This window comes from Amycolatopsis methanolica 239 (assembly GCF_000739085.1).
GTDB lineage: Bacteria > Actinomycetota > Actinomycetes > Mycobacteriales > Pseudonocardiaceae > Amycolatopsis_E > Amycolatopsis_E methanolica.
The window spans coordinates 1,136,315-1,161,617 of the sequence record NZ_CP009110.1 but is presented as its reverse complement, the minus strand read 5'-3'; the positions used below and the strand labels follow the sequence as shown (position 1 = coordinate 1,161,617).

General features: G+C 70.1%; 20 protein-coding genes and 1 pseudogene. 6 read left to right on the top strand and 15 right to left on the bottom strand.

From position 1 onward, the window contains the following. The first annotated feature begins 37 nt into the window (after positions 1 to 37). Positions 38 to 1,369 (top strand): zinc-dependent metalloprotease, encoded by a 1,332-nt coding sequence (locus AMETH_RS05675; protein ID WP_017987092.1) that lies wholly within the window; start codon positions 38 to 40, stop codon positions 1,367 to 1,369. Positions 1,370 to 2,259: 890 nt separating this feature from the next. Here AMETH_RS05675 and AMETH_RS05670 read toward each other — a convergent pair. Then, entirely contained in the window at positions 2,260 to 2,829 is a 570-nt protein-coding gene (locus tag AMETH_RS05670) for a M48 metallopeptidase family protein (protein ID WP_026153844.1), read from the bottom strand. 166 nt (positions 2,830 to 2,995) lie between these two features. Here AMETH_RS05670 and AMETH_RS05665 point away from each other — a divergent pair, with 166 nt between their 5' ends. From AMETH_RS05665 to AMETH_RS05655, 3 genes are all read left to right on the top strand, one after another. Beyond that, on the top strand, positions 2,996 to 4,108 hold the full coding sequence (locus AMETH_RS05665) for a ThiF family adenylyltransferase (protein WP_017987090.1): 1,113 nt from the start codon (positions 2,996 to 2,998) through the stop codon (positions 4,106 to 4,108). Beyond that, positions 4,105 to 5,451, top strand: coding sequence for an ABC1 kinase family protein (locus tag AMETH_RS05660; RefSeq protein WP_017987089.1), 1,347 nt, complete (start codon positions 4,105 to 4,107; stop codon positions 5,449 to 5,451). Before AMETH_RS05665 ends, AMETH_RS05660 begins: the two co-directional genes overlap by 4 nt. A 551-nt stretch (positions 5,452 to 6,002) precedes the next feature. Further along, positions 6,003 to 6,944 (top strand): hypothetical protein, encoded by a 942-nt coding sequence (locus AMETH_RS05655; protein ID WP_038531899.1) that lies wholly within the window; start codon positions 6,003 to 6,005, stop codon positions 6,942 to 6,944. A 183-nt stretch (positions 6,945 to 7,127) separates the two neighbouring features. Here AMETH_RS05655 and AMETH_RS05650 read toward each other — a convergent pair whose 3' ends face one another. The 5 genes from AMETH_RS05650 to AMETH_RS05635 form a co-directional block, all read right to left on the bottom strand. Next, the gene (locus AMETH_RS05650; RefSeq protein ID WP_038532745.1) at positions 7,128 to 8,192 is read right to left on the bottom strand and encodes a class I SAM-dependent methyltransferase; all 1,065 of its coding nucleotides are present in this window, start codon (positions 8,190 to 8,192) and stop codon (positions 7,128 to 7,130) included. A 266-nt stretch (positions 8,193 to 8,458) separates the two neighbouring features. Next, entirely contained in the window at positions 8,459 to 8,632 is a 174-nt protein-coding gene (locus AMETH_RS36415; RefSeq protein WP_156131608.1) for a hypothetical protein, read from the bottom strand. A 77-nt stretch (positions 8,633 to 8,709) separates the two neighbouring features. After that, complete coding sequence (locus AMETH_RS05645; protein ID WP_026153842.1) at positions 8,710 to 9,111, bottom strand: WhiB family transcriptional regulator; 402 nt, start codon at positions 9,109 to 9,111, stop codon at positions 8,710 to 8,712. Positions 9,112 to 9,229: 118 nt separating this feature from the next. Continuing rightward, on the bottom strand, positions 9,230 to 9,466 hold the full coding sequence (locus tag AMETH_RS05640; RefSeq protein ID WP_017987085.1) for a hypothetical protein: 237 nt from the start codon (positions 9,464 to 9,466) through the stop codon (positions 9,230 to 9,232). A gap of 936 nt (positions 9,467 to 10,402) precedes the next feature. Continuing rightward, positions 10,403 to 12,478: an ATP-dependent DNA helicase UvrD2 gene (locus AMETH_RS05635; RefSeq protein ID WP_038531896.1), complete on the bottom strand. Its 2,076-nt coding sequence runs from the start codon at positions 12,476 to 12,478 to the stop codon at positions 10,403 to 10,405. Between the two features lie 65 nt (positions 12,479 to 12,543). On the opposite strand from AMETH_RS05635, the gene AMETH_RS05630 reads away from it, so the two are divergent. Then, the gene (locus tag AMETH_RS05630) at positions 12,544 to 13,275 is read left to right on the top strand and encodes a DUF4191 domain-containing protein (protein ID WP_017987083.1); all 732 of its coding nucleotides are present in this window, start codon (positions 12,544 to 12,546) and stop codon (positions 13,273 to 13,275) included. Positions 13,276 to 13,328: 53 nt separating this feature from the next. Here AMETH_RS05630 and AMETH_RS05625 read toward each other — a convergent pair whose 3' ends face one another. Next, the gene (locus AMETH_RS05625; protein WP_017987082.1) at positions 13,329 to 13,802 is read right to left on the bottom strand and encodes an RDD family protein; all 474 of its coding nucleotides are present in this window, start codon (positions 13,800 to 13,802) and stop codon (positions 13,329 to 13,331) included. A gap of 173 nt (positions 13,803 to 13,975) precedes the next feature. On the opposite strand from AMETH_RS05625, the gene glnA reads away from it, so the two are divergent. After that, a complete protein-coding gene (gene glnA / locus AMETH_RS05620) occupies positions 13,976 to 15,400 on the top strand; it encodes a type I glutamate--ammonia ligase (protein ID WP_026153841.1) in 1,425 nt (474 codons plus the stop codon). 274 nt (positions 15,401 to 15,674) lie between these two features. Here the strand turns inward: glnA and AMETH_RS39675 are convergent. The 8 genes and pseudogenes from AMETH_RS39675 to AMETH_RS05585 form a co-directional block, all read right to left on the bottom strand. After that, positions 15,675 to 16,248, bottom strand: a pseudogene (locus tag AMETH_RS39675) (IS5 family transposase); the annotation flags it as partial. A 476-nt stretch (positions 16,249 to 16,724) separates the two neighbouring features. Then, a complete protein-coding gene (locus AMETH_RS05615) occupies positions 16,725 to 18,287 on the bottom strand; it encodes a PucR family transcriptional regulator (protein WP_017987080.1) in 1,563 nt (520 codons plus the stop codon). Then, on the bottom strand, positions 18,287 to 19,339 hold the full coding sequence (locus tag AMETH_RS05610) for a DUF917 domain-containing protein (protein WP_017987079.1): 1,053 nt from the start codon (positions 19,337 to 19,339) through the stop codon (positions 18,287 to 18,289). The genes AMETH_RS05615 and AMETH_RS05610 overlap by 1 nt, the downstream gene beginning before the upstream one ends. A gap of 4 nt (positions 19,340 to 19,343) precedes the next feature. Further along, positions 19,344 to 20,477 (bottom strand): vWA domain-containing protein, encoded by a 1,134-nt coding sequence (locus AMETH_RS05605; RefSeq protein ID WP_017987078.1) that lies wholly within the window; start codon positions 20,475 to 20,477, stop codon positions 19,344 to 19,346. Further along, a complete protein-coding gene (locus AMETH_RS05600) occupies positions 20,470 to 21,354 on the bottom strand; it encodes an AAA family ATPase (protein WP_017987077.1) in 885 nt (294 codons plus the stop codon). Before AMETH_RS05600 ends, AMETH_RS05605 begins: the two co-directional genes overlap by 8 nt. Positions 21,355 to 21,358: 4 nt before the next feature. Further along, the gene (locus AMETH_RS05595; RefSeq protein WP_017987076.1) at positions 21,359 to 21,838 is read right to left on the bottom strand and encodes a (2Fe-2S)-binding protein; all 480 of its coding nucleotides are present in this window, start codon (positions 21,836 to 21,838) and stop codon (positions 21,359 to 21,361) included. Further along, positions 21,838 to 22,713, bottom strand: a complete 876-nt coding sequence (locus AMETH_RS05590; RefSeq protein ID WP_017987075.1) for an FAD binding domain-containing protein — start codon at positions 22,711 to 22,713, stop codon at positions 21,838 to 21,840. The genes AMETH_RS05595 and AMETH_RS05590 overlap by 1 nt, the downstream gene beginning before the upstream one ends. Continuing rightward, positions 22,710 to 25,076: a xanthine dehydrogenase family protein molybdopterin-binding subunit gene (locus tag AMETH_RS05585; protein WP_017987074.1), complete on the bottom strand. Its 2,367-nt coding sequence runs from the start codon at positions 25,074 to 25,076 to the stop codon at positions 22,710 to 22,712. The genes AMETH_RS05590 and AMETH_RS05585 overlap by 4 nt, the downstream gene beginning before the upstream one ends. Positions 25,077 to 25,303 lie beyond the last annotated feature (227 nt).

Here is a 25,303-nt window from a genome sequence, read left to right as displayed (position 1 = left end):
CGCGGTCACGGCTGTTCCGGCCGCGTACGGTGGAGCTATGAGCAATCTCCCGTTCGGCTTCGGGCCCCCGGATCCCGACAAGCCCGGTGACAACGGGCCGTCGGAGGGCGGCCAGCAGCCCGGCGCCGACGCGTTCAACCAGCTCGGGCAGATGCTGAGCCAGCTCGGGCAGATGCTGAGCCAGGCCGGCAGTTCGTCGGGCCCGGTGAACTACGACCTCGCCAAACAGATCGCACTGCAGAAGCTCGGCGGAAGCGCAGGCGGCACGATCGGTTTCGCCTCGAGCGGCGACGCCGACAGCGCCGTGCGGGACGCCGGGCACCTCGCGGAGCTGTGGCTCGACGCGGCGACGATCCTGCCCGCGGGCGCGTCGGTGACCGCGGCGTGGTCCCCGCGCGACTGGGTGCAGAAGACGCTGCCGACGTGGCAGCGCCTGTGCGATCCCGTGGCCCAGCAGGTGTCGGGCGCGTGGGTGGAGGCGCTTCCCGCCGAGGCGAAGCAGGCCGCCGGGCCGCTGCTGTCGATGGTCGGCCAGATGGGCGGCATGGCGTTCGGCTCGCAGCTGGGCAACGCGCTCGCCCAGCTTGCCTCGGAGGTCCTGACCTCGACCGAGGTGGGTCTGCCGCTGGGGCCAGAGGGGACGTCGGCCCTGCTGCCCGCGAACATCGGGAAGTTCACCGAGGGGCTGGAGCTGCCGAGCAGCGAAGTCCTGGTGTTCCTGGCCGCGCGGGAGGCGGCGCACCAGCGCCTGTTCTCGCACGTGCCGTGGCTGCGGCAGCGGCTGCTGGCGACGGTCGAGGAGTTCGCGCACGGCATCAAGGTCGACACCTCCGCGCTGGAGCAGCTGGCCGGCCAGGTGGACCCGTCGAACCCGGCGAGCATCGAGGAGGCGTTGTCCTCGGGGCTGCTGGAGCCCCAGACGACGCCCGAGCAGCAGGCGGCGCTGAACCGGTTGGAGACGCTGCTCGCCCTGGTGGAGGGCTGGGTGGACGTGGTGGTCGCCGACGCGGTCGGCGACCGGCTCCCCGGGGCCGACGCCCTGCGTGAGACGCTGCGCCGCCGCCGCGCGACTGGCGGCCCGGCCGAGCAGACGTTCGCGACTCTGGTCGGCCTCGAACTCAGGCCCCGCCGGATGCGTGCGGCGTCCGCGCTGTGGAAGCTCGTGGGCGATCGGCACGGCGCCGAGAAGCGGGACGGCCTGTGGTCGCACCCGGACCTGATGCCGTCGGCGGAGGACCTGGACGACCCGCTGGAGTTCGCCGAGCGGCTGGGCAAGCCGGGCGAGCTGGACGACCCGATGGCCGAGCTGGAGCGCACCAAGCGGGAGGACAAGCGAGACCCCGGCAAGGACGACGAGCCCGGCAGCTGACCACGGTCGCACAAGCGAAGCCGGCTGGGGCGGGCGGCAAGCCCGGCCCCAGCCGAGCGCGACCCGCCGCGCCCCTCTTGGGGCGCGTTCAGCGCTGGGCTTCGAGAGGCCCGCGACCAACTGCGCTGCTCTAAGCCCTGGCTGTCGATAGTCCCGGCAGCGGCCCCGCTGCCCTCAGCCCGACAGCCCGACGGGCCCGGCCACCAGGAACGGCCCTCAGCCCTGCATCTGTATGAGGCCCCGGCCCCGGCCACGCAGCCCTCAGCCGTAGATCCCGGCGGCCCGGCAACACCAACGCAGCCCTCAGCCCCGCATCTCGGTAAGCCCGGCCAACGGCCACGCAGCCCTCAGCCCGCATCGCGGCTGCACGGCCAACGGCCACGCAGCCCTCAGCCGTGCATCCCGGTAAGTCCCGGCCAACGGCCCCGCCGCGCACAGCCGTAGATCCCGGCGGCCCGGCCAACACCAACACCGCCCTCAACCCTGGGCCCCGGCAAGCCCGGCCACCGGCCCGCCGCCCTCATCCCGGCAGTCCGGCCAACGGCCCCGCCCCCCTCGGCCGTGCATCCCGGTTAGCCCCGGCCAACGGCCCGCCCCCTTAGCCCCGGATCCCGGCACCCCGGCCACGGCAACGCCGCGCTCCGCCCTGGATCTCAGCAAGCCCGGCCAACGGCCACGCCGCCCCTGTCCTTGTTTCAGGTAATCCCGGCCAACAGCAGCGATGCCGTCCTCGGCAGAGGACTCCGGGGCACTCCGGCCCGCGGCGATACCAGCCGCGCACCCAGCTCAGCGCCACACCGACACCACGGCCGCCTGGTCAGGCCGCTGTTTCCCACCCCCTCACGAGGTCGGGGGCCCCGCCAAGCAGCGAGGCCCCCGAGCTGCGTTCCTCAGTCGTCGTCCAGCTCGCTGATCCCCCAGCCGGCTGCCGCGGACAGGCCCTCGAGGTAGCCGATCGCCCGCTCCGTCTTCGGGTAGCGCCGGACCAGCTCCCAGAACTCGGCGTTGTGCGCCGCCACCCGCAGGTGCGCCAGCTCGTGCACCAGCACGTAGTCCAGCACCCACGCGGGCACGTTCTGCAACCTGTCACTCACCCGGATCGTCCGGTCCGCCGGTGTGCACGAAGCCCACCTGGTGCGCATCGGCGGGACCCAGCGGACGCTCGCCGGCAACGCCTGCCGGTCGAGATATCGCGCCGACAGCTGCGCGCACCGCGCGAGCAGCGCGGCATCCGACTCGCGTGCCGGAGACGCCCGCTTGGTCTCCGTGCGCTGGAGCTTGCGCTCCATCTCGGCCACCCAGTGTTGTTCCTCGGCTCGGCTCATGCTCGCCGGGATGAGCACCACGAGGGTGTCGCCGTCCCGGTACGCGCTGACCGTCCGCCTTCGTCGTGCACTGCGCCGTACTTCGACCTTGAGCTGCGGGTTCGATGACTGCCCGGTGTTGTCCCGGTTCCTCAAAGAGGGCACCCGTGCGTTCGCCACCCGTCCACGGTAAAGCCAGGGGCCGACAAGTCGGGAGAGCCGACTTCGAGAAGGCCCGAGTTATCCACATGATGGCCTACCTGTGGATAACTCGCGATCTTGGTTAGCGGATTCTTAGCCACCTTCCGTCACTCTGTGCTCCATGACGGACAGCAGCACAAATCAGCACACGGTCTTCCTGCCCGAACGCCCCTGGCTGCGGCCGGGCCTGGAGGTCTTCGACCGCGGTCCGGGCGAGGTCCAGATCGGTCTCGACCCCAGGCACGCGATGGTGGCCAAGGACCTGCCACCCGACCTGGTGGACGCTCTGCACCGCCTCGACGGCAGTCTCCGCCTGGAGAGCCTGCTCGCGCTCGCCAAGAGCGAACACGTCGAAATCCTCCGAGACATCGTCACCAACCTGACCCGGCTCGGACTGGTCGAGGAGGCATGGCCGCCGTCCGCCTACAACCGCGCCGCCAGCGAGGCCGGCCTGTGGTCCCTGTCCACCGGGCACCGCCATGGCGAGACCGTCGCCCGGCGCCGCCACAGCGCCGTCGTGCTGTTCGGGTCGGGGCGGCTGACGGTCGCCATCGCGGTGCTGCTCGCCACGGCGGGAGTGGGACAGGTGCGTGTCGAGGCCGCCGGCAATGTCACCGAGCACGACACCGGCAGTGGCTACACCGACGCCGACATCGGCCGGTCCCGGTCGGCCGCGGCGGCTGACGCCGTCCGGCGGGCGAACCCTGCGACCGTGACGCGCCGCCTGCTCGACGGACGGCTTCCGGAGCTCGTCGTGCTCGCCGACGCCATCGTTCCGGCGCCCGAGCTGGTCCGGCAGCTGATGCACGAGCGGGTGCCGCACTTGGCGGTGCGCGTGCGGGAGGGCATCGGGATCGTGGGTCCGCTCGTCGAACCCGGGCGGAGCAGCTGCCTGGCGTGCGCGGACCTCACCCGCCGCTCGATGGACGACCGCTGGCCCACAGTCGCGGGACAGCTCGCCGGGCGCACCCAGAAGGCCGACCTGACCACGGTCCAGGCGACCGCCGCCATGGCGACCGGTCAGGTGCTCCGGGCGCTCGGACCGGTCGACGGCGTGCCACCCGGCTGGAACACGACGATGGAGATCGACCCGTACGACTGCACGGTCTACCACCGCCCGTGGCCGCCGAACCCGGCCTGCACCTGCGGGGCCCGCCCGGAACCGCTGGTCAGCAACGTGCTCGCGCCGATGGCTGCGGAGGACATGGTCGACAAGGCACAATCGCAGGAGTGACCGACTTTCCCGAAGAGACCGACGACCGTGCCGATCCCGGGATTCCCCGCCGCACCGCCGCCCGCGCCGCGAAGCTCGCGAGCCTGCCGCTCGGAATCGCGGGGCGGGCGGTCGGCGGCTGGGGGCGGCGCCTGACCGGTCAGAGCGCGGAAGAAGTCAACGCGAACCTGTCGGCGAAGGCTGCCGAGCAGCTGTTCGAGGTGCTCGGCACGCTCAAGGGCGGCGCGATGAAGTTCGGGCAGACCTTGAGCGTCTTCGAGGCGGCCGTGCCCGACGAGCTGGCCGCCCCGTACCGGGACGCACTGACCCGCCTGCAGGCCGCTGCGCCGCCGATGCCGGTCCGCCAAACCCGGCGCGTCCTGGCCGAACAGCTGGGCCGGTCGTGGGAGACGCGGTTCCGTGAGTTCGACGACGCCCCCACCGCGTCGGCGAGCATCGGTCAGGTGCACCGCGGGGTGTGGCACGACGGTCGCGAGGTGGCGGTCAAGGTCCAGTACCCCGGCGCCGACGAGGCACTGCGCAGCGACCTGCGGCAGCTGCAGCGGTTCAGCAGGCTCTTCCAGGCGCTCCTGCCGGGCACCGAGGTCAAGCCACTGCTTGCCGAACTGTCCGCGCGGATGGACGAGGAGCTGGACTACCGCGGCGAGGCCGACAGCCAGCGCGAGTTCGCGAAGGCCTTCGACGGTGACGACAAGGTCCTGGTGCCGAAGGTGGTCGCGAGCGCGCCCAAGGTGCTCGTGACCGAATGGGTCACCGGCACCCCCCTCGCCAAGATCATCGCCGGCGCGGACGCCGAGACTCGCAACCACGTCGGCGCGCTCCTGGCCGAGTTCCACTTCTCGTCACCGGCCCGGGCGAAGCTGTTGCATTCCGACCCGCATCCCGGCAACTTCATGTTGCTGGACGACGGCCGCCTCGCCGTGATCGACTTCGGCGCCGTTGCCCGCCTACCGCACGGCATTCCCCGCCAGCTGGGCGAGATGACACGTCTGGCCCTCGATCACCGCTCCACCGAACTCATGGAGTTGCTGCGCTCCTCCGGCTTCATCCGGCCTGGCACGGAACTCAGCGCTGACGACGTGCTTGCTTACCTGGCCCCGTTCACCGAGCCCCTCGCCAACGAGCGCTTCCATTTCACGCGCCGCTGGATGCAACGCCAAGCGATGCGGGTCAGCGACACCCGTGGCCGCGACTTCCGCACCGGCCGGTCACTGAACCTCCCGCCGGAATACCTGCTGATCCACCGCGTGACGGCAGGTTCGACGGGAATCCTGTGCCAGCTCGACGCGGAGATTCCAGCACGAGCGATCGTGGAGCGCTGGCAGCCCGGCTTCGCCGACTGAGCAACACCTGCCTTTCGGTTCATTCTCGTCCGGACGTCAGGGGCGACGCTCTTCGCGCAAGCCCCGGGACGTCGCGGAGTCCGGTGCCCTGTTCACGGCGCTGAGCCCGGCGTCTCGGCCCTACTCGCAAACACGCGCCCTTTCCCGGCCGGTTTCTTGTCTCGCGCAACGTATGCCCCGCCAATTCCTTCAGTCCGCATCAGCATGTGCAATCCCACCCGCTGCATCCCTGCGCCTTCCTCGCAACACATCGCATTGCATGCCACCACCTCCTCGTCGTCATATACCCCGCCAGCGCAGTGGGTGCACGACGAGCGAACCTTCCATCGCCACGCGGACCGAGCTTCCGCGCTGGTCTTCGTCCTGCCTGTCCCGACGCAACATCCACCATGCCGCAACTTCGGCCGCCGCGGATTCCGTGGGCCGCTCAGGACCCCCAGTTATCCACAATTTCGACGAGAACCGCACGAGATGACCAGTCGCACCATCGAGTTGTCCACAGTTCCCCGTCACCTCTTCCCCTGCCTCATTTCCAGCGCAACGCTGGTTCCATGACCGAAACCATCAGCGCAACACCAGCGTGTGATTCGACTCCGGGCGAGGACGTCACCACCAGCATGCGCTTGCGCCGAGCGGGCCTGAGCCAGCACGTCATCTCGTCCCGGTGCCGTCCGGGCGGGCCGTGGCGAAGGCTCCTGCCAGGCGTGATCCTGTTGAGCAACCGAGAACCCAGCCGGGGCCAACAGCTGCGCGCAGCGATGTACCACGCCGGCCCGGATGCGGTGATCAGCGGCACGGATGCGTTGCAGGCTCAAGGCATTCCGCTGTCTCCGTCCCGGCGCGTCCACGTCCTGATCCCGATCGGACGTCGGATCGCGTCGCAGGAGTTCACCTGGCTCGATCGCACGTCCCGCGTGCCCGAGCCGGTCGTCGTGGACGGGCTACCGTTCGCTCCGCCCGCCCGCGCCACAGTCGATCTCGCCAGGCACGAGACCGATCCGGACAGGCTCCGGCGCCTGCTCACGCTGCCGGTCTACTACGGCCTGTGCAGCGCCGAACAGTTGCGTGACGAGGTCGACGCCGGTAATCAACGCGGAACAGCGGCAGTCCGCCAGACCCTGCGCAGTCTGGGTTCGCTCCGCGACACCTACCAGCAGGGTGTGGCGCGGGAACTGCTTGGCGGCGTCCCGGTGCCGCCGCCGGTCTGGAACGTGACCATCTGCGACTCGGCCGGACGTCGGCTCGGCGTGGTCGACGCCTGGTGGGACGAAGTCGCCCTGGGCTGGATCCTCGATCCCGCCCCCACCTGCTCTGACCGTCCGGCGGCGAGCCACCTTCCGCTCACCGGCGCCGGAGTGGTGTTGGTCCACACCACCCCGAGCCGGCTTCGCGGTGACGCGATGGCGGTGGCGCGGGAACTCACGAGCGCGTTCGCCGCGGCAGCTCGCCGCAGGCGGCCGAGGGTTCAGGCGCTGAAGGAGGTAGCAGCATGACGAGCAGTCACCAGTATTCGGGTGGGAGCTTCCCCTCGATGTCACGGACGTGCTCACGAGCGCATCGGGGACACAGCCAGTGCAGAGCACCGCCCTCGCGTTCGCTGACCCACGCCAACGTTTCCAGCGGGTCCTCGTCTAGCTTCCGTTCAGTGCCGCAGCGAGAACAGGCAACCGCCTCGGTCATCGGCGCGATCCGAAGTGGACTGTCTGCGTTCCGAGCACGTAGATGTCCTCGCGGTTGCCCAGGTACTCGGGATCCGCTGGATCGAGGAGGCGGTGCAGGACGTCCCGATCTTCCTGCGTCACCAGCTCGTCGCCGTCCGACGCGAGCCAGGCTATGCGCTCGATCACGTAGTTGCGAACGACTTGGCTGGGTGGCGCAGGCAAGTCGACAAGACAACTGAAAGAGCCGACTTGCCCCAGACCTGCTTTGACGAGGGCTGTGTACCAGCCATAGGGCATCCGGACCGAGCCCGGCATGCCGGCACGCATTTCTCCGAACGAGTGGTCGCGGGCTGCCAGTAGACGACGCTCCAACCCGGGTTCGCCGATGCCCAGATCCCAGGGGAGGCAGTACGTGGGTGGGCTCCCCTCAGCCAGAGCGAGCGTTCCGCCCGACTTGAGAGCCGTGACCAAGCCGTCGACTCCGGCTTGCTGATCAGGGAGGTGATGCGCCATCGAAGCGGCCCAGACCAGGTCCGCGGGCTGGACGAGCTGAGCAAGGTCCACCGACGCGACGTCGGCTCGGATGCTCTCGATCGAGACATGCCCGGCGAATGCAGCCTTGGAAACAGCCTCAGGTCCGGGGTGGGCGCGGCCTACCGTCGCAGCCACAGCGCTCCCCGCCAACTCCGCTTGCGCCTGCTCGAGTTCGACCTGTTGCGGTGCAGCTGAGGGCTCGCCTCGGGTCCCAGCCTCAGGACTCTCCAGGTCCGCCCGGGCGATGCGTTCCGCGTTCACCCGCCCGACGGCCGCCCTGGCTGCGGCCTCGGCCACCTCGAGCAGCTCCGGAACGGCGTCGACGAGAACGAGCGTGCCGCCGCCGCGGCTGGCCAACTCGGCCGCGAAGGCCGCGCTCATCCCGCCGGCTCCACTACCTACGTCGACGATCACCGGCTGCGCGCCGAGGCGACCGACCAGGTGGGCGGCGATTCCCGCGTGGGTGGTTGCTTGAAGCTCGTCGGCGCGGCGCAACGCCGGTATCCGCTCGGCCCAGTCGATGTGATCGTGCGTGTGTGCGGCCATAGCGGTCATTCAACACCGGCGTCCGGTCGCTCGCCGCCGTTTCGGATCGGTGACATGTGGTCAGTGCGCTTCGAGGTAACCGACGCGGTATGGAGCGCCCGCAGTGGCGATTGGATGCGGCGAACCTCCAGCCGCCACTGGGCGGCCACTGAAATGGATGCCCAACGGCGTCAGGCCCGGTGGTGTTCGAGAGCCTTCCTCGAAACACCACCGGGCCTAGGAGCCGACGGTCGTGACGAACCGCTACGAGCGGTTTCAGCGATCGACTAGGCGCGGTAGCGACCTGCGCGGCGCGAAGCCCAGCGGGCCACCCGGTCCCACCGGCGGGCGGCGCGTGCATTGGTGCGCACCGTTCGCGGCCGGACGTCGTCGTGCAGGTCCTGTATTCGTGCTCTGGCCAGTTCTTCGTTGAGCAACATTCGGATGGTCTCCTTGGTCATGGGCGCGACCCCGGCGCGGGGACGCGGCGTGCTCGGATGCTTCGTCCACGACACGGGAACTAAGGGGGCTTCAGTACTCATGCGGCTGCACTCTGCTGGTCAGTGCGGTTGCGGCGCTCGATGCGCTTCTCCGCTACGGGCGTTTCCACCGGGTTCTTGCGAGGACGTCCCCGCGGCCGCTTGCGCGCGACCACGGCACCGCGCTCGAAGATCTCGCCTCCCCAGACCCCCCAGGGCTCCCGCCGGGCGAGCGCACCGGACAGGCACGCACTCCGGATCGGGCAGTCGGCGCACCGGCTCTTGGCCAGCTCCAGATCCGCCGGTGACTCCGCGAACCACAGGTCGGCGTCGCCGGACCTGCAGGGCAGGTCGGCGTCCGGCGAGGCCACGGCATCGAAAAGCTCACCGATTCCGGATCCCGGAAGGGCGAGTTCGTCGGGTAACGCCTTCTCTGACGCGAAGGCGATTGCCGATGACATTCCCGTTCTCCTTTGTGTAGTAACGGTTTTTCGGTTGTGAGGTGGCACAAAAACACGAGGGCCGCGGATCCGAAACTCGGTTCCGCGGCCCTCGTGAGCCTGTCTCCCTGACGGGGGGTCAGAGTCTGAGCTCCGGTGGAGCCAGCGGAACGTGGAGTCGGGTCTGCTTGTCGGTCGGGACGTACGCCGGCTTGACGGCGGACACACCCGTCCCGTCGAAGCGGTCACGCAGCCGGGCGAGGATCGGCAGAGCGACGCCGGCAGTGCCGACGCCCGAGCCATTCGCGCAAGCCATCGCCGAACGGGCGAAGGGCAGGGCGATGCCAGGCTGCGTGACCGTGGTCGAAATGTTCACGTCCCAGCACCTCCTCTCGTCCTTCGCTCATCGCCGGCGGGCGACGGGCGTTCGCTTCGCGGGCGCTCTTCACCCGCTCATGCAGGCTATTGCCCCTGCCCGAGGCGGGGCAACTCATTTTTCGCAGAACTTTCCCGGACGACGAAGATCGTCCCTGAGCAGCGGTTCCGCCGCGCGAAGCGGCCCTTCTACGCGGTCAAGCGTGCGTGCCCCCGCGAGCTCACACCCGCGCTGATGATCACGGTGACGAGTGCAGCACGCAGCGCGATCGTTCCGGCGAGCTAGGTTAGCCAGTTCCGGGTGAGCGCGCGAGGTCTTTGCGCGCCACAGGCTGCTGAGCGAGGTCACGGCTGGGCGGGCCAGATTGCCGGGCGAGTCAACACTTCTGCCTGCCCGGTGGTACTGCCGCTTCTGCCCGGACGATTGCGGAGGGCACGACCACAGGGGTCGGTGCGCCCCACGGCTGCTGCGCATCCAGCGAGTCCGGCAATGTCGCTCGGCAAGCGGCCAGGCAGAACCGGCCGTACCACCGGGCAGGCAGCCAGCCAGGAGCGACCGCCTGGGGAAGCACAGGGCCAGGAGCGGCCGCCTCGGTAAGCACATAGCGAGTTCCGGCCGCCGGGTAGTCAGAGGGCCGGGCAGGAACGGCCGCCCACCTCACGACCGACAAGAACAGCCGCCCACGGGACAACCGGTCAAGGACGGCCACCCCGCCAGACAACCGAGAAACAGCCGCTCACCGGACAACCGAGAAACGACCACCCACCAAACGACCGAGAAACAGCGCCCCACCGGGCAACCGAGAAACAGCGGCTCACCAGACGCCGAGAAACAGCGGCTCACCGGACAACGGAGGAACAGCCACTCACCCGACGACCGAGAAAGGCGCGCTCACCGGGCAACAGCGAAAAAACGGCCGCCCACCGGAACGACCGCTCAGGCGTGGTCTCGGAGGAGGGACAGGACCTCGTCGCCGAAGCGTTGCACCTTTGTCGGGCCTATGCCGGAGATCGCGACCAGTCCGCGCTGGTCGTCGGGGCGTTGTTCGGCTATTGCGACCAGCGTGGCGTCCGTGAAGACGACGAACGGCGGCACCTTCAGTTCGCGCGCTCGCTCGGCTCGCCACTCCTTCAGCCGCGTCAGCAAGGCCTCGTCGAGGTCGCTCGGGCAGCGGGCGCAGCGTCCCAGCTTCACCTCGAGCGTGTTCGCCAGCTGTTCGCCGCACATGCGGCAGCTCGGCTTCGTCCTCGTGGTCGCCGCGCGGCGGGGCACCCGCGCCGTCGGGTGTTCCTCCGGGATCAGGCCGTACAGGAACCGGCTGCGGCGGCGGTGCCGTCGCCCGCCGGGGTGGCGCGACAGCGACCACGACAACCACAGCTGCTCCCGCGCCCGGGTGACCCCCACGTAAAAGAGCCTGCGCTCCTCCTCGATCGCCGCCTCGTCGCCGTCGGCGCGCTGGATCGGCATCGTGCCCTCGGCGAGTCCCACCAGGAACACCGCGTCCCACTCCAGGCCCTTCGCCGCGTGCAACGACGCCAGCGTCACCCCCTCGACCGTCGGCGGGTGCTGCGCCGCCGCGCGCTGCTCCAGCTCCGCGACGTACCGGCCCATCGACGCGCCCTCCACCGACGCCGCCAGCTCCTCGGCCAGCTCCACCAGCGCCAGCAGCGCGTCCCACCGCTCCTTCGCCGCCCCGCCCGACGGCGGCTGCTCCGTCAAACCGACCCGGGCCAGCACCGCACGGACCGCCGTCACCAGGTCACCCGCAGGCGGATCCGCCGCGGCCGTGCGCAGCGAGACCATCGCCTGCCGGATCTCCCGCCGTTCGAAGAACCGCTCGCCGCCGCGCACCAGGTACGGGATCTCCAGGTCCGTCAGCGCCTGCTCGTACACCTCCGACTGCGCGTTGACCCGGTACAGGATCGCGATCTCGCTGGCCGGCACACCCGCGTCCAGCAGCTGCCGCACCCGCCCGGCGACCGCGCCCGCCTCCGTCGGCTCGTCGTCGAACTCCGCGAACCGCGGCTCCGGGCCGTCCGGGCGCTGCCCGATCAACTTGAGCCGCGACCCCGCCGGCCGCCCCCGCGCGGCGCCGATCACCTTGTTCGCCAGCTCGACCACCTGCGGCGTGGAGCGGTAGTCCCGCTCCAGCCGCACCACCGTCGCCTCCGGGAACCGCCGCGTGAAGTCCAGCAGCGGCCGCGGCGACGCCCCGCCGAACGAATAGATGGTCTGGTTCGCGTCGCCGACCACCGTGATGTCGTCGCGCCCGCCGAGCCACGCGTCGAGCAACCGCTGCTGCAGCGGGGTGACGTCCTGGTACTCGTCGACGACGAAGCACCGGTACCGGTCGCGGAACTCGCGGGCGACGTCCGCGTTGTCCTCCAGCGCGGCCGTCGTGTGCAGCAGGAGGTCGTCGAAGTCGAGCATCCGCGCCGCGTTCTTGACCTCTTCGTACTTGCGGTACACCTCGGCGACCTGCGCGGCCTGCATCGGCGTGTCCCGCTGCAGCCGCGCGGCCTGCGCCGGGTAGTCCTCCGGGCTGATCAGCGACGCCTTCGCCCACTCGATCTCGCTCGCGATGTCCCGCAGGATCTCCGTGTCGGTGCTGACCCGCGTGCGCTGCGCCGCCTGGGCGACCAGCCGCAGCTTGCCGTCGAGCAGGTCCCACATCCGGTCGCCCACCACGCGCGGCCAGAAGTACCGCAGCTGCCGCCGCGCGGCCGCGTGGAACGTCAGCGCCTGGGCGCCGTCGACGCCCAACGCGCGCAGCCGCGTCCGCATCTCCCCCGCCGCGCGCGCGGTGAACGTGACCGCGAGCACCTGACCTGCGGAAACGTGCCCGGACGCGATCAGGTGCGCGATGCGGTGGGTGATGGTGCGCGTCTTGCCGGTGCCCGCGCCGGCCAGGACGCAGACCGGCCCGCGCGGGGCTGCCGCGGCGGCACGCTGCTCGGGGTCCAGCCCGTCCAACAGGCCTGTCGGGGACTTGGTCACAGGTGCGCTAGCCACCCCGGCATCCTCGCAGAGGGGACCGACAGGATCGCGTCGCCCTGCCCGGCCGTATCCTGGTTCATATGGCGGGAAAGCAGGACAAAGAGGCTGCCAAGCAGGCCAAGCGGGAACGACGCGCCGCGAGCAAAGCCCGGCGCGGTCAGATCTGGGAAGCGTTCAAGATGCAGCGCCGGGAGGACAAGGCGCTCCTCCCCTGGATGCTCGGCGCGTTCCTGGTCGTGGCCGGTGTCTTCGTCGTGATCGGGCTGCTGCTCGGGATGCTGTGGGTCCTGTTGCCGCTGGGCATCGTCCTCGGCGTGCTCGCCGCGGTGATCATCTTCGGCCGCCGGGTGCAGCGCACGGTGTTCGCGAAGGCGGACGGCCAGCCCGGAGCCGCGGGCTGGGCGCTGGACAACCTGCGCGGCCGCTGGAAGGTCACCCAGACGGTGGCCGCGACCACGCAGCTCGACGCCGTCCACCGCGTGCTGGGTGGCCCGGGTGTCGTGCTGGTCGGTGAGGGCGCCCCGCACCGCGTGCGGAACCTGCTGTCGCAGGAGAAGAAGCGCGTGGCCCGCCTGGTCGGCGACACCCCGATCTACGAGGTCGTGGTCGGCAATGAGGAGGGCCAGGTCCCGCTGCGCCGCCTGTCGAGCCACATGATGAAGCTGCCGCGCAACCTCCGCCCGGCGCAGGTCGACGCGCTGGAGGCGAAGCTCGCCGCGCTCGGCAACCGTGGTGGCGCGGCCATGCCGAAGGGCCCGATGCCGCAGGGCGCGAAGATGCGCAGCGTGCAGCGCGTCATCAAGCGCCGCTGACCCCGTACCCAAAGAGAAGGCCCCGACCAGGCAGGTCGGGGCCTTTTTCGGGCTCAGCGCATCCGGATGACGACGGTTCCGGTGAGGCGGTCGAGCCAGCTGCGGCCGTCGGCGTTGCGGATCGCGGCCGGGATGATCAGGAACGTGAGCGCGGCGCGGACGATCGCCCTGGGCACCCCGACCATCCCCGCGCCGTCCAGGCGGGCGACGCGGATGCCGGTCACGAACATGCCCGGGGTGAACCCGAAGAACGAGACCGGGACGACCGTGATGATCGCCCACACGGCGACCGCCCACAGGTTGTAGGACTGCATCGCGGCGGTGTCCTGCAGGTCGGGGTGCACGAAGAGGGAGGTCAGCAGGGACGCGGCGACCAGGTCGACGACCAGGCCGAGCAGGCGCGCGCCGCCACCGGCGACGGCGCCGACCCCCTGCTCGGGAAGGCCGAGGCGTTCCCCTCGCCAGCGCGGGGGTTCCTCGGCGCCGAGCCGAGGTGCGGACAACCACTCACCGGTCCATCTCGCCACCCGACCAGGGTATGCCGGTGGCGTGCGCCACGTCCGCCCTGGTCTGCTGGGGGATATCGCCCAACCCGTTAACCTCCGCGAAACATACGGGTGACGGTCGGGCAACACCGCGCTCTTAGCGTGAGCCGAAGAGAGTACTGCCCCCGGCAATGCGTATGAAGGAGTTACAGAGGGTGTCCACTACTCCAGACGATATCCAGCGTCTCATCGCAGATGAGGACGTGCAGTTCGTTGACGTCAGGTTCTGTGATCTGCCGGGTGTGATGCAGCACTTCACCGTCCCTGCGAAGGCGTTCGACGCGGACGCGTTCGAAGAGGGCCTGGCCTTCGACGGCTCCTCGGTGCGCGGCTTCCAGTCGATCCACGAGTCCGACATGCTGCTGCTGCCCGACCCGGAGACCGCGCGGATCGACCCGTTCCGCAAGGAGAAGACCCTCTCCATCAACTTCTTCGTGCACGACCCCTTCACCCGCGAGGCCTACAGCCGCGACCCGCGCAACATCGCGCGCAAGGCCGAGCAGTACATCGCCGAGTCCGGCGTCGCCGACACCGTGTTCTTCGGCCCCGAGGCCGAGTTCTACGTGTTCGACTCGGTGCGCTTCGACTCGCGTGAGAACGGCTCCTTCCACGAGATCGACTCGGTCGAGGGCTGGTGGAACACCGGCCGCCACGAAGAGGGCGGCAACCGCGGTTACAAGACCCGTTTCAAGGGCGGCTACTTCCCCGTCCCGCCGGTGGACCACTTCGCCGACCTGCGTGACGAGATCAGCCAGAAGCTGATCAACTCCGGCTTCACGCTCGAGCGCGCGCACCACGAGGTGGGCACCGCGGGCCAGGCCGAGATCAACTACAAGTTCAACACGCTGCTGCACGCTGCGGACGACCTGCAGCTGTTCAAGTACATCGTGAAGAACACCGCGTGGAACGCCGGCAAGACCGCGACCTTCATGCCGAAGCCGCTGTTCGGTGACAACGGTTCGGGCATGCACTGCCACCAGTCGCTGTGGAAGGACGGCCAGCCGCTGTTCTACGACGAGTCCGGTTACGCCGGCCTGTCGGACATGGCGCGCCACTACATCGGCGGCATCCTGGCCCACGCCCCGTCGCTGCTGGCCTTCACCAACCCGACGGTGAACTCCTACCACCGCCTGGTGCCGGGCTTCGAGGCGCCGGTCAGCCTGGTGTACTCGCAGCGCAACCGCTCGGCCTGCGTCCGGATCCCGATCACCGGGTCCAACGCCAAGGCCAAGCGCATCGAGTTCCGGTGCCCGGACTCGTCCGGCAACCCGTACCTCGCGTTCGCCGCGATGATGATGGCCGGCCTGGACGGCATCAAGAACAAGATCGAGCCGCCGGAGCCGATCGACAAGGACCTCTACGAGCTTCCGCCGGAGGAGGCCAAGGACGTCAAGCAGGTCCCGGCGACGCTCGACGAGGTGCTGAACAACCTCGAGGCCGACCACGACTTCCTCACCGAGGGCGGCGTGTTCACCCCGGACGTCATCGAGACGTGGATCTCGCTCAAGCGCGAGACCGAGATCGACCCGCTGCGGCTGCGTCCGCACCCGTACGAGTTCGCGCTGTACTACGACGTGTGATGCGAAACCGGGTCTGACCTGGTAAAGCGCCTGTTGTCGGCCACCTCAGGCCGTCTACAGGCCGTCAAAGCGGAGAAACGGCCGGTTCTGCTGCCTGCGCGGAACCGGCCGTTACTCACTCTGTGTGAAAAGCTGCCGATCGATGCAGGTCGGCGCGCACTGGGCAAACACCACGGCCCCCGACGCAGGAATCCCAGGCAACCTGGCAGTGCGTTCGGGCACGATCAGGTGCCGGCGTGTCGGGCCAGAAACACCGAACTTGGAACAGTCCCGCACGGTCGGCGTAGACGGCGTCGGGGCGACGACGGGGACGGCCGCGTCGAACTCGCACCGGCGGGATCGACTCAACCAGCGGCATCAACTGGGTGATGTCGTTGCGGTTGCCGCCGGTCAGCGACACCGGCAACGGGATGCCGTGCGCTTAGGTGATCAGGTGGTGTTTCGAGCCGGTTCGGGCACGGTCGACCGGGCTCGGCCCGGTTTCGGGCCGCCCTTCAAGGCCCGCACGCGCGAACCGTCCACCACCACCCTCGACCAATCCAGCGCGCCCGCGGCGTGCAGTTCGGCCAACAGGGACTCGTGCAGGCACTGCCAGACCCCGGCATCGTTCCAATCCCGCAGGCATCGCCAACAGGTCATGCCCGATCCGAACCCCAACTCTGTGGAAGGAACTCCCATGAAATCCCGGTGTATAGAACGAACAAGATCCCACAGAGCACCTTGCGGTCGTGCAGTCGCGGGCGGCCGGGACGATCGACTCGGCGTGGCACGGCGACCGGCAGCAGCGGTGGGACACGTGTCCGCGGCTCGTCGGAGACGAGCCATGGTGGCTGCTCGCCCTTCCTCACGCCGTGATCAACACACGAGATGATCTAGCTATTCCGTGATCCAACTTTGTTATGACTTGTTAGCCACTGTCGGCCACCGCGGCGACTGCGCAGCGTCAGCGGTAACCCCACCGATGCCCCAGGGCGAAACCCACGCCCGCGCCACCCACCGTGTTTTCGGATCGAGCGCGCGTGCTCGCGATAATGCCAATGTCCCACCGAATTGAGCCGAATGAGAGATCCTTGGAAAAGTTTGCTGACCGGCCATTGATCGTCGCCTTTGCCGCCATTTCGACGATACTTGCGGACTTCTCGCTCCGGGGCGGGAGCAAGGGACCTTTACTACCTTTCTTGGGCAGCAAAGTCCCCTTGCTCATCCCCTCGCCCCAGGGCGGCAGGCCGTGGGCTGATCGGGGAAAGCACGGAAAACACCGAGAAGGCTCGGTGAAAAACTCCGGGAAAATTCCCGGAAAAGCACGGCGAAAAGCGCAGACAAATCACCGGTGCGCCCCGGTGTCCGGTTCGACGACACGGCAGGCGAGTTGCAGTACCAGCCGGTCATCGGCGTTGGCCAGGTTGACCGACAGCAGCCGTTCCACCCGGCCGATGCGGTAGCTGACCGTGTTGCGGTGCACCCCCAGCGCCGCGGCGGTCGACGTCGCGGACGATTCGCGGTCCAGGTACACCGCCAGCGTCGCCAGCAGCTCCGCGCCGTCGTCGTCCCCCAGCAACGGCTGCAGCAGCGAGTACGCGTAGCTCCGGAACGCGTCCGAGTGGTACCACCCGGACAGCAGCCGCCGCAGGCCGAGCCGGTCGATGTGCTCCACCGGGCTGGCGTCCCGGCCGGTACCGGCGAACAGCGCCGCTTCGTGCGCCTCCCCGAGGCTCCGCGCGATGCCGGACGCCCCGGCGCACGGCCGGCCGACCCCGGCCACCACCCGCACGGTCTCGGTCAGCTCCTCCACCGCGCGCGCCAGCCGGGCGGTGATGTCCCGATAGGACTGCGACGACGGTTCCCGTTCTTCGGTGACCCAGCAGACCCAGCCGTCGCTGCGTTCGACGACCGGCCCGTCGATCCCCTGCGCCCGGAGCCGGTCGCGGACCTCCCCGGTCGGCCGCCATCGCGCGGTGCTCGACTCCACCTCGCGCAGATGGATACCGGTGTGCCAGCCGTCGAGCCGCCATCCGGCCTTGAGCGCGCGCTCCACGGTGCCCTGCGAGAGCACCTGCTGACCCTCCAGCAACTCGGCGAGCAGGACGCTGTGGTCGCGCGCCTCCGCCTCGGCGAGCAGGCGCCCCCGCAGCACCCAGGACCGGGCGGCGAGCCCGGCCACCGTGCACACCTGATGGGCCACCGACACCCACGACCGGTGCCACGCCGGCGTCGCCGCGACCAGCCACGATTCGGCGCGCACCGGGGTCTCCACCACGATCGGCGAGTAGAGCCGGAAACCGTCGTCCACCACCACCGTGTGCGCGATCGGCATCGCGAACAGCTCCACGTCGATGTCCGGTGGCGCCTTCCCGGCCAGCGTGCTGCCGTCCGGCCCGACCAGCGCGACCGTACACCCCAGCTCCGTGCTGACCACCTCGACCACCTCCGCGGCGCTCTGCGCCGGGACTTGCAACCGCGTGATCACCCGCGCCAGCACCGGCAGGAACGCCCGCGACGGCTCCCGGACGACCTGTTCCACCCGCCAGGCGACCCCGACGGCCTCGGACTCGCGCACGGTGAACAGCGCGATGCCCAGCCGGTCCGCGAGCTTCTTGGTGGACAGCAGCAGGCGGCGCGAGGTCGCCAGCACGACCGCGGCCGCGCGCGCCGCCGCGGCCCGGCGCAGCAGGACCTCCGCCTGGACCGCCGAGTCGTCGATCAGCATGGCCACCATCAGGGCGCCGATGGGCAAGCCGGTCGACGCGTCGGCTGAGGACACCACGGTGACCGACTCCACCGGGGTGTCCAATCCGGACTCCCCGCCGACCAGTTCGGCGGTGCCGAGGCACTTCCCGGCGATCAGGTTGCGGACGTGCACGGGTGGGTCGCCCCGCTCCTGTTCCATTACGCGACCCCGTTCGGGACGGTGTAGTCGACGTCGTACCCGAACGCGCGCGGCCCGGCGAGGCCGAGCCCGGCCGAGGTACGCCAGGCCGGGGCGCACGGCAGGGCGAGCACCGTGACGGTCAGGCCGTTGCGCACGTGCTCGGTGCGCAACGGGTTCATGCCGGGCGAGGAGAGCAGGCAGATCACGTCCGGCACGGACGCGCGGAGCTCGCCGTTCTCCACCGCGAGGTAGTACTCGTTCTGGAACTCCACGTGCAGGAACCGCTCGCTGTCCTCGGCATGCTGCAGCACCAGGGTTCCCCTGCCGTACCCGTTGCCGTAACGCCGGTCGGTTTCCACGATGGTGCCCCGGAACAGGATCCGCCCGCCGTAGGTGTCCAGCAGCTCGTCGAGCTTCTTCCGCCGTAACAACTTTCCCACGCCCTTGGCCAGGGAGATCGAGTTCCGGATGGCGAAGCGGTCCAGGTCGCGGGCGCGCTGCGGGGCGAACCCGACCAGCGCCCAGCCGCCCATCGCGACCGCCCCGGCCCGCGCGAGCCGCTCCGCCTGCGCGGCCTCGCGCGCGTCGATGATCACCGTCCCGATCAGCGCGTCGGCCAGCACCATCGGGGTCACCGGCAGCCGCGCCAGGGTGAACACCGTCTGGTCGAGGTTCGGCAGCGCCCGGCCTTCCCCGTCGGCGTCCAGCAGCGGCACCCCGAGCCGCGCGGCGGCCACCACCGGCAGCAGGAGGTTGACCCCCGCCGCTTCGAACGCGAGCACCGCGGACACCTCCTCGCCGGTGTGCCGTTCGAGCGCGCCGACGACCGCGCCGAACTCGGTACCGGCGGTGAACCGCTCCTCGAAGACGGTGACCGAGCCGATCAGTCCGATCGGGACGGCGCGTGCGTCGCCGGGCAGTTCCGCCGGGGACAGCACGGTGAGCGGCTCGCGCCGCAACAGCTGCTTGGCCAGCAGCGTGGCCACCCGCACCTCGCCGCCACCGCCGCCGCCCAGCAGCTCCGCACCACGCGCGAGGTCGTCGACGTCGTCCGCGCCCAGCTGCCACATAGGCTCAGTCTAGGTTCCGCCGGGGCCGGTCCCCGGACCGCGAACCGCCGGCTTCGGAGAGAACTTCGGCCAGGTGCTCAAGCGAGGCGAAGTTGTGCCCGCTGGAGAAGACATCGATGTGCGGCAGCGCGGCCCGCATGCCGCGGGCCAGCGGCTGGTAGTCGAGCCCGCCCTTGAGCGGGTTCAGCCAGATGATCCGGTACGCGAGTTTCGACAGCCGCTCCATCTGGGTACCGAGCACCGCGGGGTCGCCCTGCTCCAAGCCGTCGGAGCAGAGCACCACGATCGCTCCCCTGGCCGGCCCGGCCCGCCCGAAGGTGTCGAGGAACGTCTTCAGCGACGGGCCGATCCTGGTGCCGCCGTCCCAGTCCAGCACGCGATCGGCGGCTGCGGCCAGCGCGGTCTCCACGGAGGAGGTGGACAGCACCCGGGTGAGCCTGGTCAGGCGGGTGCCGAAACAGAACACCTCCATCGGATGCCGGCCACGCAGCGCCGAGTGCGCGAAGACGAGCAGCGACCGGGCGTAGTCCCGCATCGAGTGCGACACATCGAGCAGCAGGATCAGCCGGCGCGGCTTGCGCACCCGTCGCCGGCGCCGCAGCTCGACGGCTTCGCCACCCTGCCGGAGTGCCCGGCGCACCGTGCGCCGCAGGTCGATCGGCCCCGACGGCGCGCGGCGCCAGCGGCGGACCCGGCGCGGCGGGACCCGCAACCGCAACCGTTCGATGAGCGCGGCGACCTTCGCGAGCTCGGCCTCGGACAGCTCGGCGAAGTCCTTGTGGGCCAGCAACTCCACCTCGCTGGCGAGGCCCTCCTCCTCGGCACTGTCGTCCTCCCCGGACACCAGATCGCTCGGCCCGCCGGGATACGCCTCCTCCTGCTCGTTCCGGCTCTCCGCCTGCTCGGGCAGCCGGGCGAAGTAGGTCACGAACGCCTTGTCGTAGCGCGGCAGGTCCTCGGCCCGGCCGATCAGGGTGAGCCGGCCAGACCAGTAGAGGTCGCGTGGTTCGACCAGGGTGGCGGCCCGGCAGAACTCGATCGTCCTGCCCTGTCCGACGTGGACCCCGTGCCGGCGCAGCTCGGCCACGAACCCGACCAGGTCCCGCGCGGGCTCCGGCACACCGGACGGCTCAGCCACCGACGATCTCACCCAGCGCCTGGCGGACCGTGCCGAGATCCTCCCGCCCCTTGATCACCACGCCCACGGTGGCGTCGGCCAGCTCGGGGTTCAGTTCGCGCGCCCCGATCATGGTCAACGCGCGCGCCCAGTCCACGGTCTCCGCGATCCCCGGTCGTTTCGCCAGGTCGAGCTCACGCAACCGGGCCACCGTCTCGGCGATCGACCGGGCGAGCCGGTCGTCCGCTTCGGGCACCCGGATCCGGACGACCTCGGTTTCCCTTTCCACGGTGGGGAACTCGATCCAGTGGTAGACGCAGCGGCGCTTGAGCGCGTCGTGCAGCTCCCGGGTGCGGTTGGAGGTGATCACGATGGCGGGCGGCTCGGCGGAGCACACGGTGCCGATCTCCGGGATCGTCACCGCGTGCTCCGACAGGATCTCCAGCAGGAACGCCTCGAACTCGTCGTCGGCGCGGTCGAGTTCGTCGATCAGCAGCAGGCATCCTCCGCCCGTCCGCACGGCCCGCAGCAGCGGCCGCTCGAGCAGGAACTCGGGACCGTAGAGATCGGCGGTGCCCACCCGGCCGGGACCGCCCGTCTCGGCGGTCAGGCGGGCGTGCAGCAACTGCCGGCTGTAGTCCCAGTCGTAGATCGCCTGTGCCGCGTCGATTCCCTCGTAGCACTGCAGGCGGATGAGATCCAGCCCGAGCACTCCGGCGAGCCGCTTGGCGACGTCGGTCTTGCCGACGCCGGGCTCGCCTTCCAGCAGCAGCGGGCGCCGCATGCCCAGCGCCAGATGGATCCCGGTCGCCAGCCCCCGGTCGGGCAGGTAACCGGCCTCCCGCAGTGCCTTCTCGACCTCGTCGACCGAGGCGAAGGGAAGTCCGCCGGCCGGCACCGGATCACTTTCCGGCGCGCTGATCGGCCACCTCCCGGATTGAGTTCACGATGCCGTGGTATCCGGTGCACCGGCACAGGTTCCCGGAAATGCCCTCCCTGATCTCCTCGTCGCTCGGCGCCGGGTTGTCCGCCAGCAGCTCGCAGGCGGTCAGGATCATGCCCGGCGTGCAGAATCCGCACTGCAGGCCGTGATTGTTGGCGAAGGCCCGCTGCATCGGGTGCAGTTCGCCGCCGGTGGCCAGGCCCTCGATGGTGGTGATCTCCGCGCCGTCCGCCTGCACCGCGAGCAGGCAGCAGGATCGGACGGTGCGGCCGTTGAGCAGGACGGTGCAGGCGCCGCACACCCCGTGTTCGCAGCCGAGGTGCACACCGGTGCCGCCGCAGTCCTGGCGCAGGAAGTCCGCGAGCGTCTTGCGCGGTTCGCAGTCCGCCTGGAACGTCCTGCCGTTGACGGTGACCGAGATCCGGACTGTGGTGGCCATCAGTGGTGTCCGTTCGTGTTGGCGACGGCGCCCTGCAGCGCGCGACGGGTGAGTACTTCGGCGACGGTGGTGCGGTACTTCGCCGTGGCATGGATGTCCCCGACCGAGCCGGTCGCGGCCGCGGCTGCCGCGGCCGCGGCCGCGATCGCCTGCTCGCTCGGGGATTCACCGACGAGCAGGGACTCGGCACGTTCGGGCCGCAGCGGGGTCGCGTTCGTCCCGGCGATGCCCAGCCGCACGTCGGCGACCTTGCCCGCCGCGTCCAGCGACACCGCGCTGAACACGGCCACCAGCGCGAAGTCGCCGTGGCGCCGCGCCTGCTCCTGGACACACACGCCGGTACCACGCGGGGAGACCGGCACGATGATCTCGGTCAGCAGCTCGTCCGGCTCGGCGGCCGTGGTGAGGTAACCCTCGAAGAAGTCCGCCGCGGCGACCTCCCGCCTGCCGTCCGGGCCTTCCAGCACGACCCGGCCGTCCAGCGCGACCAGCACCGAGGGCAGCTCCGCGGCCGGGTCGGAGTGCGCGACGCTGCCGCCGATCGTGCCGCGGTTGCGAATCGTCACGTGCCCCACATACCGCAGCGCGTCGACCAGCAGCGGCACGTGCCGGGCCACCTCGGGCGAGGTCTCCACCGTGCGGTGCCGGGTCAGCGCGCCGATCCGCAGCACGTCCCCGTCCAGCCGGACATAGTCCAAGTCGGACACTTGGTTGATGTCGACCAGGACCGACGGGCGGGCCAGCCGCATCGACAGCAGCGGGACCAGGCTCTGGCCACCGGCCAGTACCTTCGCGTCCCCGTCGCCGCCGGTCAGTGCGTGCACCGCGTGCTCGACGGACTCGGCCCGCACGTAGTCGAAGGGAGCAGGTTTCACGCCGCACCTCCCGCGCGCTCGATCAGCTCCAGCAGGCGCGGCGGGGTCACCGGCAGCTGGGTGATGGTGATGTCGAGACCGTCCAGCGCGTCCTCGATCGCCTCCGCGATCGCCGCGCCACCGCCGATCGTGCCGCCCTCTCCGACGCCCTTGAACCCGCCGGGGATGTGGTCGGACGGGGTCTCCATGTGCAGCACCTCGAACGGCGGAATCTCGGCGGCGGTGGGCAACAGGTAGTCCATGAACGTGGTGGTCTGGATCTGCCCGTCCTCGCCGTAGATCAGTTCCTCGTACAGCGCGCCGCCGATCGCCTGCGCCGCCCCGCCGTGGATCTGACCGTCCACAATGGTCGGATTGATCACGGTGCCGCAGTCGTGCGCCATCAGGTAGTCCAGCAGCTGGACGTGCCCGGTCTCCGGGTCCACTTCGGCCAGGATCGCGGTGCAGCCGTATGAGAACGCGACGTTCTCCGGGTCGAAGACCTCGCGCTCCTCCAGCGTAGGCGACTCGCCGGGCGGGAGCTTGCCGTCGAGCCTGCGGTAGGCCGCGTCGCCGATCTCGGCGGTGCTGACCGAGCGGCCCGGTGCGCCGGCGACGCTGATCGTGCCGTTTTCGACGACCAGGTCCTCCGGTGCGGCTTCGAGCATGTGCGCCGCGATCCGCACGAGCTTCTCCTTGAGCCGCTTCGACGCGGTGAGCACCGCGGCGCCACCCACCGACGCGGCCCGGCTGGCCCCGGTGCCGTACCCCGTGTAGGGGCAGCTGTCGGTGTCGCCGTACACCACGCTCACGTCCTCGAACGGCACACCGAGCGAGTCGGCGGCGACCTGGGCGAGCGCCGTCTGCACGCCCTGGCCGAGCGCCGTCTGTCCGGTGTAGACGGTGACCTTGCCGGTGGAGTCCATCCGCACCACCTCCTCGTCGAAGGAGGAGTGCTGCAGGCCGGCGGAGTTGAACATCCGGCTCGGGCCGAACGCGGTGATCTCCACGTGGAACGAGTAGCCGATGCCGAGCTTGCGGCCCTCCTTCGCGGCGGCCGCCTTGCGCTCGTGCCAGCCGCGCTCGGCCACCGCGTCGGTACACGCCCGCAGGCAGTCGTGGTACCGGCCGGTGTCGTAGACGAACACCGCGCTCTGGTACGGGAATGCCTTCTCCGGGATGAGGTTCCTGCGCCGGACCTCGTTGGGGTCCATGTCCAGCTCCCGCGCGAGCAGGGTGAGCATGCGCTCGTGCACCAGGTTCGCCTTCGGCTGGCCCCAGCCGCGGTAGGAGCCGTACGGCGAGCGGTTGGTGACCACGCCGACGACGTTTGCCTCGATGTTCGGGATGTCGTACGGGCCGCCGAGCATCGCCGCGGTCAGCCAGTTCGGGCCGATGCCCACGGTGGCGAGCTGACCGCCGAGCACACCGTAGATCGTGCAGCGCAGCCCGGTGATCTTACCGTCCTTTGTGGCCGCCAGCTCGACGTCGAGGCGCTGCTCGCGGGAGTGCGCGTTGGCCACGAAGCTCTCCAGCCGGTCCTCGATCAGCTTGACCGGCCGCCCGGTGCGCTTGGACAGGATCGAGGCGACGACCTCTTCGGCGTAGAAGTCGAACTTGTTGCCGAACCCGCCACCGACGTCGGGCACGCGCACGCGTACCTTGTCGCCCGGAATGCCCAGCACGTCGCCGAGCAGGTCGCGGGCGAGGTTCGGCGACTGGTTCGACATCCAGATGTCGAGCCGGTCGGTGAACGGGTCCCAGGTGGCCACGCAGCCTCGGGTCTCCAGCGGGGTGCCCATCTGGCGGCCGTGCCGGAAGGTCTTGGTGACCACGACCTCGGCCTCGGCGAACGCCTTGTCCACGTCCCCCTTCGGGATCGTGGTGCGGCAGCTGACGTTGTCCGGCCACTCGTCGTACAGCTTCGGCGCGCCCTCGGCGAGCGCGTCCTCCAGCGAGACGACGGCGGGTAGCTCCTCGTACTCGACCGCGATCAGTTCGAGGGCGTCCTCGGCGACGTAGCGGTTGGTCGCCACGACCGCGGCGACCGGCTGGCCCACGAACCGGACCCGGTCGGTGGCCAGCACACGGCCCTCGGGCATGAGCTGGTCGGGGACGAGCTGCCAGATCACCGGCTGCGACATCTTCGTGGCTTCGAGCACGTCGGAACCGACGATCACGTCGAACACACCCGGCAGCGCGCGGGCCTCGCTCACGTCGATGTGCGTGATGCGGGCGTGCGCGAACGGGCTGCGCAGCACCGCCGCTTCGAGCATGCCGGGCAGGGCGACGTCGTCCAGGAACTGACCCCGCCCGGTGATCAGCCGCGGGTCTTCCTTCCGTTGCACCTTGGCGCCGATGACGCCAGGCGGTTTGCTCTGCACAACCAAGGGACACCTTCCAGGTTCGTGGCGGGTGGCGGCAGTCGAGCGGATCGCCGCATGGCTCAGGGAAAGACTCCATCCGGCCTAGTGCTGGGTCAATTGACCGATCGCACCAAGCTCGCCCTTGATCTTTTCCGGATCGGTCATTACGAAGTGGGCTTCCGGTAACCGAGACTGGACCGGTCAGCGGCTCACCCATCCGGGGGCGGGCCGGAACGATCGGGGCG